Source organism: Bacillus toyonensis BCT-7112, assembly GCF_000496285.1.
In the GTDB taxonomy this organism is placed as follows: Bacteria; Bacillota; Bacilli; order Bacillales; family Bacillaceae_G; genus Bacillus_A; species Bacillus_A toyonensis.
In genome coordinates this window covers 456,637-470,615 of the sequence record NC_022781.1, presented here as the reverse complement: position 1 = coordinate 470,615, position 13,979 = coordinate 456,637, and the positions used below count along the sequence as shown (strand labels likewise).

Below are 13,979 nucleotides of genomic sequence, written 5' to 3'. Positions count from 1 at the left end.
AATGAAATCACTATATTCTAGATTCGTTTTTATGACAGTAGGTATTATGCTTCTTAGTAGTATTATCGGTTTTTTATTAACGAATGTATATTATCAAGTGAAGTTAAAACCGTATAATAGTGAAAAGATTTTAAACTATGCTGAGGAAGTTAAATCGTTATATGAAAAGCAAAATGAAGAAAATAAATATGATTATTTACAATCTATTGCGAAGTTAGGGTATGAAATTTATATTGTAGACGACCAAATGAATGGAAAGCGTATCGGCAACGCGTTTCGTAAAATAACGATAAGTGATGATACGGTTCGTAAAGTATTGCAGGGGGAAACGTTTAATGGTGTTTCCACATATCCAACGAGGCTCTTTATTACAGGATTCTTCGATAATGAATTAATTAATAGTGTCGGTGTACCGTTAAAACACGGTGATAAACAATACGCTTTATTTATTCGTCCTGACATTCAGCAACAATTTGGTGAAATGAGAATTTTCTTAGCGGTTTTACTTGGTTTTATCGTTCTATTAAGTATTATTTTTATTGCGATTGCAGCAGGATATATCGTTCGCCCAATTCGTAAATTTACGAAAGCTACGCAAAAAATTGCAAGTGGCGAATATGAAATTGAATTAGACGTAAAACGAAAAGATGAAATAGGAACGTTATCTACAAGCTTCCAAAAGATGACGAAAAGTATAAAAGAATTAGATGAAATGAGACAAGAATTCGTTTCGAACGTTTCGCATGAATTTCAATCGCCGCTTTCTTCCATACAAGGATTTTCGAAAACATTGCAAACAGAAAAGATGAGTGAAGAAGAAAGAAACCATTACTTACAAATTATCGAGGGCGAAAGTAAGCGAATGTCTAGTTTATGTAAACAGTTACTTACGCTAGCTTCTTTAGATAAAGAAGAAAAAGTATTACAAATAAAAGAATTCAATCTACAAAAGCAAATTAAAGACGTCATTTTTATGCTCGAATGGAAATGGCGTGAAAAAGATATTGCCGTTGAATTTGATGTACCAGACATTACAATACAAGGTGATGAAAATTTACTTCATCAAGTATGGAGTAATATTTTTACGAATAGCATTAAGTTTTCAAATGATGGTGGGACGGTTGAGTTTTTTGTCGAAGAGTTAGAGTCTAGCGTTATAATCTCTATATCCGATAACGGAATCGGTATGGAAAAAGAAGGAATGGATCGTATTTTTGATCGTTTCTATAAAGTAGATACGGCAAGGGCAAGAAATGTAGAAGGTAGTGGCTTAGGATTATCAATCGTGCAGAAAATTGTTGAACTGCATAAAGGGACAGTTTCGGTGTATAGTACGAAAGGGGAAGGGACGACTGTTCGGGTTGAACTTCCGAAATAGATGGAAGAGGCTGTTTGCGAACGCCTCTTCTTTTTTGTCCGTTATTCTACATGTAAAGTGAAAAAATATGAGTAATCCTATTCTATAATTGGACTTGTTTGTGGAATAAGATTAGGAGGAAGTTTATTTGAAAATGTAGAATCTCTACAGAGTTATAAGGATTTTATTGAAACTTTAACTATTTAGGGAGGAAATTACTTTGAAACGAGTTGACGTGTTATTAAACGCACTAGATTCAACATTCGATAAAGAGAGTTGGTATGCACCGTTTAAACATGCTATAGAAGGACTTACAGCCGAACAGGCTATGTGGAAACCATCTGGAGAGGGAATGAAAACCATTTGGGAGAACGTTAATCATCTTATTTATTACAAAGAGAGACTTGCTGCAAACTTGGAAGGCCGTGAATGGACACATAATCTCGACGGTGATGAAACCTTTTATCTTACTAAGCAATCTAATGGTGATAAGGAATGGAAGGAGGTCGTTGAACGTTCTGAAAATGCTCAATGTAATTTAAGACAGGTATTAAGTGCAATTTCTGAAAAAGAACTTGAACAAAATTCACTTGAGGGTAAGTTACTGGATATTATGCTTCACGATGCTTATCATACAGGACAAATTATTCAATTAAGGAAAATGCAGAGTGCTTGGCCATCAAAGCGTTAACTGCCGTTTTAAGTTGGTGCTATTGTTGAATAAAATTTAGATATTCAAACGACTTTATTGTTATATTTTTAGTGAAGTATTTTACATCCAAAATGAAATAACTATATTTTTAACCCCGTCCCCAATTTAGAACGGGGTTATGTTTGGTTTGCTATAAAGCCGCACCTTTCCCGCGCTCTTCCTTAAACCGAACCCCAAAAGTATCCGTTGTAATCTCATCAGCTTTCGGCAAAGCCCGTAATTTCGGATGAAGCAGCCATACAAGAGAAATGAATAAAATTCCGATACTAGCGAGTGCGAAAATGAGTTGGCTACTAAATACATTTGCCGTATATCCACCAATTAGAGAACCGAACGGCATAGCGATTGTGCCCATACTTCGCATCACTGAATTGATACGTCCAATATATTGATTTGGAATTACAATTTGACTAATTGTCGCGAATAATATGTTCGTGGCTCCAATTGGAATCCAAGCTAGGCCGAATAAGAGAATAGATAGCCATTGAAACGGTACGATTGTAGAGAGAAACCAAAAGATAGCGCCAGTCGCAAAGCCAATAATAGAGACATGGCCAACATTACGTTTGCCAACCCAGGAACTGAATAATGCACCAATGAGACTACCTGCTGATATAGCAGCTAAGAAGAAGCCATATGATTTCACGCCTCCTAAAGAATCAGCGAAAGAAGGGAGTATGGCCATCGTCATACCGATTGAAAAATTAGCGACTACTGAACCGATTAAGAATACGCTCATTAATGAACGGAAGACGATTGAAAAACCTTCTTTTAAATCAGAGAAATATTGCTTAGTTGATAGTGATGTGCCCGTTTCGGTTTGTTTTGGCATTTTTAATGAAAAAAATAAAAGGGCAGTAATCGCGAATGTAAGAGAGTCGATCACATATAAAGTAATGGCACCTAGTAGTGCTACTAATATGCCAGAAAGAGTTGTACAAATTAAATCGATGCCTTGATACGCAAATGAGAAGAGTGAATTTCCTTTTAATAATTGTGTTTTATTCAGTAGAAGTGGTAAAGCTTTCGATTGTGCGGGATAGGCGAATTGTTCGATAAAGGCTACGATGGGCATGATGATGAGTAGTAATTGGACTGTTAATAGGTCGAAGTAGTGTGTAATAGGAATGATTAAAATAAGAATGCATTGCAAAACTTGTGTGATGACGAGGGTGTTTTTTATTGACCATCTATCAACGAATGGACCGGTAAGAAATTGTAATGCAGAAGGTAATAACGTAAGGAAACCAGCTAATCCAGAATAAAAAGGATTGCCACTTAGCCTATATACGAGCCACATCGCTGCTACATAATACAAGCTATCTCCTATGTTTGTAAAAATTCTCCCTAAAAATAATAAGAGGAAATTCCGGTTTTTTAATATGTCCATTTAATCTACTCCTTTATAATAAATTTATTCGGTAAAATAAATTTGACCGTCTCAGTAAAAAAAATCGTATTACGATTTTTCTTCTTCTTTAATAAATTGGTGCATTGTTCTCTCAGCAATTTGAAGTGCAGTAGTAGAAATATAATAAGGTTTACTATTCGGATCTTTATCTGCACTTTTTGTAATTTCGCTTAATTCAGCCATCAATTCATAAAACCTTTTTACCCACACTTGAAATTGTTCTGGCGTAGCATCAAATTCCCAGCAAGATGAAACGTAATTCCACTTAGCTGGGTCTTCACTTGCATTTCGTAATGTAAAAGCTTCCTCTGGTGCAGCGAGAATTTGGCTTTTCGTTCTTTCTATCATTTGTAAAAAGATTTGGCGACCTGATTCGCTTAATATTTCTAAATGAGGTAATAGATCTGTGGCAGGGGTGAAGCCTTTAGCGACAGATTGATAAAACTTTTGAACAATGCCATTCTTTTCTTCTGTATAAACAATCTCTATAAGACCATTCTTTTCTAATTCTTTTAAATGATAATGAATTTTCGCCCTTGAAATGCCGAATTTCTCAGATAGTAATTGTCCAGTATAAGGACGTTCGCATAGACGTATCATCATTTCGGCACGTAGTGGATCGCTTAATGCTTTTAGTTGGCTATAAGTAGTGAGTGTTAATACGGGCTTCAAAATGATCAACTCCTTTAATAAAATTACTCGGTCAAGATTATTTGACTGAATTGTATCAAGGATTCCAAATATTTTCAATACTTTCTGAAAATTAAATCTTAATCTCTGTAATCTTCTGTTCATATTCCGTTCATATTTCTTTTTTATGATAAGTGCATAGAAAGAAAGAGGAAGGAGCGAGCGAAATGTTTTTAGCTCTGCGTGAATTAAAACAATCAAAATTAAGATACGGATTAATCGGACTGATTATGGTGTTATTATCATTTTTAGTTCTTGTTATTTCAGGATTAGCAAATGGACTATCATATGATAATGCTTCATCGATTCAAAATATGGAGGCAAACAAGTTCGTTTTAGCAGATGATGCGGAAAATAAATTACTTCGTTCACAAATTAAGAAAGATGATGTAGATAACGTAGTAAATCAAGTAGGCGAGAAAGAGGCAGTTCCGTTTCGTGTGAAAGTTTCAACGTATGAAAAGAAAGATAGTTCGAAAAAAGTGGACGTTGCTATTTTCTCAAGTGAACGTGATTCATTTTTAGAGCCGAACATTGTAAAAGGTGAGAAATTAGGCACAGCAAATAACGAAATGGTTGCTGATGAAACGATTAAAGAAAAAGGAATCGATATTGGAGATACAATTATTGATCCTGTTTCAAAGAAAGAATTTACAATCGTTGGATTTACGAAAGATCAAATGTTTAGCCATACACCAGTTGTATATGTAAATGAAGATGTATGGGGATCTATTTCACAACCAAACCAAAAAGATTATAGTGCAATTGCGCTGAATACAGATAAAGAGATTAAAAATGCTCACGTTATCGATAAAAAAGAAGTACTGCAAAGTATTCCAGGATTTAAAGAAGAGCAAGGAACATTAACGATGATCATTGCATTCTTACTTGTTATCGCTGCGTTATTAATCGGTGTATTCTTCTACGTCATTACGTTGCAAAAAACACAGCAATTAGGCGTATTAAAAGCAATCGGTACTAAGAACTCGTATTTAGCAAATAGCTTAGTCGTGCAGGCGTTATTCTTATCAGTCGTTGCGATGGTAATCAGTATTGTTCTTGTACAAGGATTAGAACAAATTTTACCAGCAGGTATGCCGTTCTTATTAACAACACCGATGATTGCACAATATGCAGCAATCTTTATCGTCATTAGTATTTTAGGAACACTTATTTCGTTATATCAAGTATTAAAAGTTGATGCATTAGAAGCGATTGGAGGCGGGATGTAATGACTTCATTATTAAAATTAGACAAAGTAAGTAAAGTGTACGGAGAAGGGAATACAGAAGTAACAGCCCTTCATCCGATATCGCTTGATGTGAAAGCTGGAGAATTTATCGGAATCGTCGGTCCTTCTGGATCAGGGAAAAGTACGTTATTATCAATTGCGGGTGCTTTATTATCGCCGTCAAAAGGGGATATATACATTCGTGAACAAAATATTACGCAGTTATCCGAAAAGGAAATGACAGATATACGTTTGAAAAAGATCGGTTTCATTTTCCAGTTCGCAAACCTTGTTCCGTATTTAAATGTGAAAGAACAGTTACTTTATATTGCAAAGCTGAAAAAAGACAACAAACAAGAGTCTGAAAAGCGTGCGGATCACCTATTAGCGGCATTTGGATTAGGAGAAAGAAAAAATCATTATCCAAATCAACTATCTGGTGGAGAAAAACAAAGGGTGGCAATCGCTCGTGCGTTCATGAACAACCCAGATTTAATACTAGCAGATGAACCAACGGCAAGCTTAGACTCAAAACGTGCACGTGAAGTCGTTGAAATGATGAAACGTGAAGTGAAAGAGAGCCAAAAAGCAGCTATTATGATTACACATGATGAAAGAATGCTTGATGTATGTGATCGTATATTGACGCTTAGAGATGGACAGTTAATATAAAGAAAAAGGCCAACCGCACATGCGGTTGGCCTTTGTATAATTGTTTTTAATAAGTATAATGGCTTTATTTTGAGAATAACGTTTTAATTTTATTTCGTGTTACTAATAAAACGCTGCCTAATACAGATAACATACCTAAAGCCATATTATTTGATTGCTCACTACCAGCGTTAGGAAGTTCTCTAGCGTTATTGTTTTTAGTACTATTATCTGCTTGCGTTTGTTTCGATTGTGATATTTCATTAATTTTGTTATCAACATTTTGCTTCGTTGTATGTACCTCAGCTAATTTGTCATCAATTTTTTTCTCAGTATGTTTAAAGTCGTTGATTTTAATATCTAAGTCTTGTTTTTTCTTTGTTAAATCGTCTGAAACAGTTTGTTTCGCTTGTTTAATTTCGTTAATTTTATTTAGTAAGTCTTGTCTAGCCTTTTGTAATTCAGCTAGCTTATTTTTCACATCTTGTTTAGCTAGTTCTAAGTTAGCGGAAAGACTATCTAAATTGCCTTTAATTTTCTTAAGTTCCTCTAACGTATTCCCAGTATTCGGCTTGTTTTCTTTTAACTCAGCAAGTTTGTCCTCAGCAGTTTGTTTCGCTTTCTTTAACTCAGCTAATTTTTCATCTACTTGTTTTTTAACTTCCTTAAGTTCATTAACCTTTTGATCAATGTTCTCTTTATGTTGCTTAATTTCATTCACTTTTTCATCGACAGTTTGTTTATGTTCTTTAATCTCATTAACCTTGTTATCGATATTTTGCTTATGTTCTTTTACTTCAGCAACTTTATCATCTACTTGTTTCTTATGCTCTTTAATCTCATTGATTTTCTCATCGACGATTTGTTTGTCTTGTTGAAGTTTTGCATCTAACTCTTGTTTATGTTGTTTCATTTCGTTAATTTTTTCATCAGCAACTTGCTTACGTTCATGTAGTTCATTCACCTTAGTATCAACATTTTCCTTAACTTGGTTAAGTTCATTTAATGTTTGATCCACATTTTCTTTGTGCTGCTGTAATTTCGCATCTAACTCTTGTCTATGTTGCTTAATTTCAGCTAATCGATCTCCTGTATTTTGCTGTGGAGTAGTATCATTTACTTCCGCATGGGCCGAGTTTGCGCCTGCAATCATAGCTAAAGCTAGTGTAGACGCAGCGATTGTTTGTTTTGTTTTCATATTTTTGTACCTCTTTTCTTTCATATGCATGAGCTGTTTTGTGTAGAATTGAGCATATAGAAGTAGATTATTTTATTATTATATACCATGTGCGGTGACTAGAGGAAGTATTTACATATTAATCTAAGAATATGTAATTTTTAAAATCTCTTATTTAGGGGGAGGGGACAAATCTTCAGCAAGATGAACAATTTCTTCTATACTAAGGTTTACATCCTTACTATTGCGAATAATAAACAAATGATCAGCCTCGTTTTCTATAGGATCTATTGTATCCTCATGCAGTGATTTAGCCTGTTGGCGATTGAGCATTTCTTTGAAACTAGAATAGTTACCCCTAAAAATATTTGTACTTCGTTTACTATGAGCCACTCTTTTATATAGGACATCAACAGGAATGTCAAAATGGACTAATATGCGTATATATTCGTTTTGTGGAAATAATTCATTTAGTAAATATACTCTTCTGTTTTTACTGCGATTGGAATTACAAATGATAAGGTGTAAATTTGTATATGCTTTTGCATAATCAACAATGAATTTTGAAAGACCATGCTTTAGTGTATTTGGCCCTTCAGTCGGCTGTAATTTTTTATAATGCGTGTTAATAAATGCAGCTTGGTTGTCTTGATCCATTATGAAAGAGTTACGTAACTCTTTTTCTAGCGCTCTAGCGAATGTAGTTTTTTCGCTGTGGGTTTTCCCTACTGTAATGATAACTAATCTTTTCATGACAGCCTCCGTTGGTACTGTTATAAACTGGAATATTCTATGCGAGAAGGAGTATTCCTGCTAGAAGATACACAAATTGCTAGAGTGAGGGCGAGCTGAAAACTTGATAAAAAAACTTATTTATGCTATAATTTACCAATATAAAAATAAAGTGTATAATAGGGTTCTCCTGGCCAGGGGGACCCTATTTTTGTTGTGAAAATGAAGGAGTGTATGTGCGTGAAACAAGGTGAAGCAAGTGTAACGTCGTTAGTATCAGCTTTTGGAAGGGCATATCATAGTGAGTTTGATAGTCCTAAAATCTTTGATGATTATGTAGCTAAAGATTTTCTTTCACAAAAAGAACGTAACAATATTGAAATGAATATGGTTCAAGGAATACATTTTTTCAATAAAGATATTGCAGAGCAGTTTGAAGATAATCCGAAAGAAATATTAAAATGGATTACACAAGTTCAGTTATCACCAACACCTTTAGCACGTGCAGCATATTGTGAAAAGGTATTACTACATGAAATTACACTAGGAGCAAAACAATATGTCATACTCGGTGCAGGTTTGGACACGTTTAGCTTTAGGCACCGAGAATTAGAAAATAAAATAGAAATATTTGAAGTGGATCACCCTTCTACGCAAGCGTTTAAGAAAATAAGAGTGAAAGAGGCAGAATTTGAAATTCCAAATAACCTTCATTTTGTTTCCATGGATTTTACGAAAGGATTTTCCTATGAACAGTTACGCAATGAAGGATTTGAAAATAAAAAGACTTTCTTTAGCCTTTTAGGTGTTACGTACTATTTAACGAAAGAGGAACTTTCCAGTTTAATAGAATGTTTATTCGATTTGGTTCCAGCAGGGAGTTCCATCGTTTTCGATTATCCTGATGAAAACTTATTTATAGAAAAAGGGTTGTCCAATCGAGTTGAAAACATGGTGAAAATGGCTGCGGTAGGCGGAGAACCGATGAAATCATGTTTTTCTTATACCGAAATAGAAGCACTGTTAGAAAAGTCGGGCTTACTCATTTATGAGCACTTATCACCAGTGGACATAAATAAATTGTATTTTGAAGGAAGAAACGATTATTTAGAAGCTTTTGAGACGGTACATTATGTGCATGTGGTGAAAAGGTAAGAAATTAGTAGGCATGGGGAGGAATCTCTGTGTCTTTTTTGTATTAAATTTCCTGCCCTCGAATAAAGAACAGTAAAACCCCTAAGTATGTAGAACTTTGATTTTTATTACAATTTTGTAAGGTTAAGTAATAAAAATCGATAGAATAGGATATTAGAATGGGATATTCTAATCGATGGGTAGAATATTCTGAAAAAAAGGGGTGTAGCAAATGAAGAATAGACAAAAAGCATCGATAATATGCAAAAGTATTTTATGTTTAATGATTTGTATATTCATTATGAATGAAGCATGGTTTACAAATGTGGTGAGGGCAGAATCGGGCACGTTGACTAATAGAAGTATAGAGAATTTCAAAAAAAAGATGGATGAACAGGTACCAAAATGGCAGGAGAATTATGAGGTACCAGGGGTTGCAATAGGTATCGTACATGAGGGGCGTATTGCTTATACACTTAACTACGGTTATGTAGACAAAAAGACAAAAAAAGCGGTGAGTGATGATACATTGTTTCAAGCTGGTTCTATATCTAAAAGCCTTACAGCGTGGGGAATCTTGCATCTTGTAGATGAAGGACGTTTATTACTAGATGATCCCGTTGGAAAATATTTGACCAAATGGAAATTACCTAATTCAGAGTTTAATAATAATGAAGTCACGATAAGAAGATTGTTAAGTCATACAGCAGGGCTGTCTGCACATAAAGGATACCTCGGGGTTGCACCAGGGAAACATCTTGACTCTATTGAGGAATCTCTGTCTGGAAAAGGATGGCTTAATGAACCAGTGGAGGTTACCAATAAACCAGGTTCAGAAACAATTTACTCTGGTGGCGGATATACAATTTTACAACTTGTAATTGAAGAGGTTACCGGAATACCGTTTGATCGTTATATGGAAGAACAAATTATGAAACCTTTAGGAATAAAATCTAGTTCATTCTTACAACGTCCTGAAAACCATAACCTTTCGAAAGCTTATGGATATTTTGGAGAGGAGCTCCCTAGTTACCAATTTACCGAACAGGCTGCTGCAGGTCTTAAGACAAATGTTACGGATATGATGACATTGATACTTGCAAGCATGGATGCAAATAATAAGGGGAATGGTGTCATCAAAAGTGAACATGTTGAAGAAATGCAAAAGCTAGTATTAGGGGAGAATGGTTTAGGTATATTTGAAAAAAAACTATCTAATCAATGGAAATTACTTTATCATTCTGGTGACAATCGAGGCTGGCATTCTTTTTATGGTTTCATTCCTAATACAAAGGATGGATTGGTAATCCTTACAAATGGTGAAGGTGGTATAGACTTACGACAGGATATTTACCACGCATGGATTGAATATGAAACGGGAAAATTACCTGAAAGTTACTTCTCTCTAGCTGAGCAGAGAAAAAACAACTCTATTACATCAATTGTTATTGGAGCCACACTTGGTTTATATTTGCTGCTATTTGTGATTAGATTGTACAAAGGTAGAAGAACTTTCATTTTTAAGCAAGAGAAGAGATCCTACATCGGATTAGTAGTTAGGACATTTTTACTTATTATTACTGCTATCCTCGTATTTTGTGCTGCCTATTTGTGGAGAGTTTTCAGCTTGAATTCCGGTAATACAATAAATTTTATTCTAATAATGGTATGGATTATAACATTATTAATTAGTGGATTTTTCCCGAAAATTAAAAGTAATAAAAAACAACGTATGAAACGAAAAGATTTAACATCAAAATTTACATGTATGTAATGTTAAAGGCTAGAAAGCTAGATTGGCGCGAATCTCGAATTGTGGAGTGCAATGAAAAGACAAAATCTCTTAAAAAACAATTAATTTTTCACTCCATTAGCCTTTACAATCTCTCCCTATAATATGAATTGGACAAGCACCTAAGAGAAAGCAGAATATGTCAGTTTGTACATTCTATTATTAGGGGGAGAATTTGTATGAAAAAGACAGTTGCTTCGTTAGCAGTTATGGCAGCATTATTACCGACGTTTTCAGTGCATGCGGAAGGGAAAGAGCAAGTCCGAAAATCAGCTACAACTTTTAACGTTATTAGTGATATTCAAGGGGATTTAGGGGACTTTGATCACGTGTTAAAAGATATGAGCAAAGTGACGCCACTTTCTAGAGCGCTTATTATGAATGGGGATATAACGCCAACTGGACAGCAGTCACAATATGATGATGTGAAGCGTGTGTTAAACAAAAATAAACATCCGGAAAATGTATGGTCAACTGTTGGGAATCATGAGTTTTATGCTGGGAAATGGACAGCTGATGGGAAACTTTCTCAAAATACATGGCCAAATGGTGTAACTGAGGAAACGCTATTTAACCGTTATCTGAAGTTCAGTGGGCAAGAAAAGGTATATCATAAAAAAGAATTAGACGGTTATCCGCTTTTATTTTTAGGAACTGAAAAATATATGAAATACCACGATTCAAAAATGTGGGACGAAGTATATATGAGTGATGAGCAATTAGGTTGGCTTAAACAAAATTTAGAAGAGTATAGTCAAAAAGATAAAAATAAACCAATTTTCATTTTCTCTCATCACGTTTTACCTGATACGGTATCCGGATCGAAACAATCACCATATTTACAAGATTATTTAAACGTGGATAAATTGTATGATATATTAAAAGACTATCCGCAAGTTGTTTTCTTCACGAGTCATACGCATTGGGATTTAAACTTACCTGACTGGGCTGGTAAAAAGAAAATTAAAGGCGGAGATGAAAAAGGTTTCACTGTTGTAAATACAGGCGGGATTGAAACAGGCTGGATGTCAGCAGGACCAAATGGTGGAGAGAAAACTGCTCCTGATGGATATTCATTTAAACAAGGACTGCAAGTGAAAGCATACGGTAACGATGTTGTCGTAACGGCTTACGATTATAAACGTGATAAGGATATTAAGAAATTATTAGTTAGTGATTCAAAAGTTGCGCAAATGGCACCAGATGTAACAGCTGATGATAGTAAAAACGTAATTGCCGGTGCAACTGAATACATGGAGTACTCTATAGAAGGAACGAATGAGTGGTATACGTATAATAAAGCAAATCCTCCGAATTTTGATGGAGATAAAACTGTATACGTACGTCATAAAGGTGAAATGAATTTAGAGCCGGGATTAACGCAGTTACTTCGTTTTTCGGTAAATAAGTGATTGGAGGGAGTCCGCATTTGAATGTGTGGGCTCTTTTTTTGTTGATGAGAAATGGGTGCTTGTCTGTCGTTTTTTGTCGATAGATCGATATATTAAGAAAATCGTTGATATATTGCAAGTTACGATCGATATATTTGAAAAACCGTTGATATATTGTAAGTAATGAACGATATATTTAAAAAATCGTTGATATAAATTTCATGTACCGTAATTAAGTTAAAATCATTAATACGGTTTTACTTATCAAAATGAAATTCTAATACATTTTTAACCCAGAAAGGTGACTTCATCATTTTTACATGTAATAATAGTATCGTTACATATATTGTGAAAGAAGTACAAAAGGAGCGTTACAATGAATTTAGCTAAATTCCCGAGAAAAAAATATACAGAATCATATACACCAATTGAAAAGTTAAACAATTTTTCTGAAGTACTTGGTGGGCCGACTATTTATTTTAAACGAGATGATTTACTTGGTTTAACAGCTGGCGGTAATAAGACGAGAAAGTTAGAATTTCTAGTTGCGGATGCACAGGAAAAGGGTGCAGATACGTTAATTACAGCAGGTGGTATTCAGTCTAATCATTGCCGCCTGACACTGGCAGCTGCGGTAAAAGAGAAAATGAAATGTATCCTTGTATTAGAGGAAGGGCTTGAGCCAGAAGAGAAGCCAGACTTTAACGGAAATTATTTCTTATATCACTTATTAGGTGCTGAAAACGTAATTGTTGTACCAAACGGAGCAGATCTTATGGAAGAGATGCAGAAAGTAGCAAAAGAAGTAAGTGAAAAAGGTAGTACACCATATGTAATACCAGTTGGTGGATCAAACCCTACTGGCGCAATGGGATACGTTGCTTGTGCGCAAGAAATTATGGCGCAATCATTCGAGCAAGGAATTGATTTCAGTACAGTTGTTTGTGTAAGTGGTAGCGCGGGTATGCATGCTGGTTTAATTACTGGTTTTTCTGGAACGCAAAGCCAGATTCCTGTAATCGGAATTAACGTAAGTAGAGGAAAAGCTGAGCAAGAAGAGAAAGTAGCAAAACTTGTAGATGAAACTTCAGCTCACGTTGGTATCCCAAACTTTATTTCACGCGAAGCCGTTACATGCTTTGATGAATATGTAGGACCAGGATACGCTTTACCAACACCAGAAATGGTTGAAGCAGTACAGTTACTTGCGAAAACTGAAGGTATTTTACTTGATCCAGTGTATACAGGTAAAGCAGTAGCGGGACTAATTGACTTAATTAGAAAAGGTACATTTAATAAAGAAGATAACATTTTATTCGTACATTCAGGTGGCTCGCCAGCTTTATATGCGAACACATCTCTATTTGCGTAAGTGTAAAAAGCATTGGGTATCCAATGCTTTTTTTTGTTATATAGCGGAATTGTTAGAAGGTGAGAAGTGGATTACATGGGTTCAAATGTAAAATGATTCGGATATCGTTATAATCGATTGTTTAAAAATATTATGAGATGGGCCCTAGTATGTATAAAGTTCGTTCTGCTTGCTACTGTTTTGTTTGATGTTCAGTATTTTATTACTAGATTAGCAAGTGATAAATTCAATAAGTTTTAAAAAGTTATAGGTGTTAGTTTGATTAAAGTATTGCTACAAATATTGACTTTATAAATAGAAGAAACCCAAACAATTTAATCAAAATGTTT

The 13,979-nt window shown here is 34.8% G+C and carries 12 protein-coding genes; 8 read left to right on the top strand and 4 right to left on the bottom strand.

All coding sequences use genetic code 11. The features are described 5' to 3' along the window. The first annotated feature begins 1 nt into the window (after window position 1). Window positions 2–1,378 (top strand): sensor histidine kinase, encoded by a 1,377-nt coding sequence (locus BTOYO_RS02400; protein ID WP_000839532.1) that lies wholly within the window; start codon window positions 2–4, stop codon window positions 1,376–1,378. A 199-nt stretch (window positions 1,379–1,577) separates the two neighbouring features. After that, window positions 1,578–2,048 (top strand): DinB family protein, encoded by a 471-nt coding sequence (locus BTOYO_RS02395; protein WP_000831966.1) that lies wholly within the window; start codon window positions 1,578–1,580, stop codon window positions 2,046–2,048. Window positions 2,049–2,199: 151 nt separating this feature from the next. Here the strand turns inward: BTOYO_RS02395 and BTOYO_RS02390 are convergent, their stop codons facing one another. Next, window positions 2,200–3,459 carry an MFS transporter gene (locus tag BTOYO_RS02390; RefSeq protein WP_000353376.1) on the bottom strand — a complete coding sequence of 420 codons (1,260 nt, stop codon included), beginning with the start codon at window positions 3,457–3,459 and terminating at the stop codon, window positions 2,200–2,202. A gap of 69 nt (window positions 3,460–3,528) precedes the next feature. Then, window positions 3,529–4,152: an ArsR/SmtB family transcription factor gene (locus BTOYO_RS02385; protein WP_000805791.1), complete on the bottom strand. Its 624-nt coding sequence runs from the start codon at window positions 4,150–4,152 to the stop codon at window positions 3,529–3,531. A 185-nt stretch (window positions 4,153–4,337) separates the two neighbouring features. Between BTOYO_RS02385 and BTOYO_RS02380 the strand changes: the two genes are divergently transcribed. Then, window positions 4,338–5,402 carry an ABC transporter permease gene (locus BTOYO_RS02380; protein WP_023440986.1) on the top strand — a complete coding sequence of 355 codons (1,065 nt, stop codon included), beginning with the start codon at window positions 4,338–4,340 and terminating at the stop codon, window positions 5,400–5,402. Then, complete coding sequence (locus BTOYO_RS02375; RefSeq protein ID WP_000202590.1) at window positions 5,402–6,073, top strand: ABC transporter ATP-binding protein; 672 nt, start codon at window positions 5,402–5,404, stop codon at window positions 6,071–6,073. The genes BTOYO_RS02380 and BTOYO_RS02375 overlap by 1 nt, the downstream gene beginning before the upstream one ends. 64 nt (window positions 6,074–6,137) lie before the next feature. Here BTOYO_RS02375 and BTOYO_RS02370 read toward each other — a convergent pair whose 3' ends face one another. Beyond that, a complete protein-coding gene (locus BTOYO_RS02370; protein ID WP_000851012.1) occupies window positions 6,138–7,250 on the bottom strand; it encodes an LPXTG cell wall anchor domain-containing protein in 1,113 nt (370 codons plus the stop codon). A gap of 150 nt (window positions 7,251–7,400) precedes the next feature. Then, on the bottom strand, window positions 7,401–7,982 hold the full coding sequence (locus BTOYO_RS02365; protein WP_000826965.1) for an ATP-binding protein: 582 nt from the start codon (window positions 7,980–7,982) through the stop codon (window positions 7,401–7,403). A gap of 213 nt (window positions 7,983–8,195) precedes the next feature. Here BTOYO_RS02365 and BTOYO_RS02360 point away from each other — a divergent pair, with 213 nt between their 5' ends. The 4 genes from BTOYO_RS02360 to cuyA all read left to right on the top strand — a co-directional run bounded on the left by BTOYO_RS02360 (window position 8,196) and on the right by cuyA (window position 13,650). Next, window positions 8,196–9,116, top strand: coding sequence for a class I SAM-dependent methyltransferase (locus BTOYO_RS02360; protein ID WP_073990643.1), 921 nt, complete (start codon window positions 8,196–8,198; stop codon window positions 9,114–9,116). A gap of 211 nt (window positions 9,117–9,327) precedes the next feature. Continuing rightward, the gene (locus BTOYO_RS02355; protein WP_000797443.1) at window positions 9,328–10,869 is read left to right on the top strand and encodes a serine hydrolase domain-containing protein; all 1,542 of its coding nucleotides are present in this window, start codon (window positions 9,328–9,330) and stop codon (window positions 10,867–10,869) included. A gap of 197 nt (window positions 10,870–11,066) precedes the next feature. Next, window positions 11,067–12,299: a DUF4073 domain-containing protein gene (locus BTOYO_RS02350; protein ID WP_000754301.1), complete on the top strand. Its 1,233-nt coding sequence runs from the start codon at window positions 11,067–11,069 to the stop codon at window positions 12,297–12,299. Window positions 12,300–12,654: 355 nt separating this feature from the next. After that, entirely contained in the window at window positions 12,655–13,650 is a 996-nt protein-coding gene (cuyA, locus tag BTOYO_RS02345; protein WP_001046631.1) for a D-cysteate sulfo-lyase, read from the top strand. Window positions 13,651–13,979 lie beyond the last annotated feature (329 nt).

What these genes read in the sequence shown, in the direction of transcription:
- BTOYO_RS02400 (WP_000839532.1), top strand. Translation starts at nt 2, where the DNA reads ATGAAATCACTATATTCTAGATTCGTTTTTATGACAGTAGGTATTATG.
- BTOYO_RS02390 (WP_000353376.1), bottom strand. Translation starts at nt 3,459, where the DNA reads ATGGACATATTAAAAAACCGGAATTTCCTCTTATTATTTTTAGGGAGA.
- BTOYO_RS02380 (WP_023440986.1), top strand. Translation starts at nt 4,338, where the DNA reads ATGTTTTTAGCTCTGCGTGAATTAAAACAATCAAAATTAAGATACGGA.
- BTOYO_RS02375 (WP_000202590.1), top strand. Translation starts at nt 5,402, where the DNA reads ATGACTTCATTATTAAAATTAGACAAAGTAAGTAAAGTGTACGGAGAA.
- BTOYO_RS02370 (WP_000851012.1), bottom strand. Translation starts at nt 7,250, where the DNA reads ATGAAAACAAAACAAACAATCGCTGCGTCTACACTAGCTTTAGCTATG.
- BTOYO_RS02365 (WP_000826965.1), bottom strand. Translation starts at nt 7,982, where the DNA reads ATGAAAAGATTAGTTATCATTACAGTAGGGAAAACCCACAGCGAAAAA.
- BTOYO_RS02360 (WP_073990643.1), top strand. Translation starts at nt 8,196, where the DNA reads ATGTGCGTGAAACAAGGTGAAGCAAGTGTAACGTCGTTAGTATCAGCT.
- BTOYO_RS02355 (WP_000797443.1), top strand. Translation starts at nt 9,328, where the DNA reads ATGAAGAATAGACAAAAAGCATCGATAATATGCAAAAGTATTTTATGT.
- BTOYO_RS02350 (WP_000754301.1), top strand. Translation starts at nt 11,067, where the DNA reads ATGAAAAAGACAGTTGCTTCGTTAGCAGTTATGGCAGCATTATTACCG.
- cuyA (WP_001046631.1), top strand. Translation starts at nt 12,655, where the DNA reads ATGAATTTAGCTAAATTCCCGAGAAAAAAATATACAGAATCATATACA.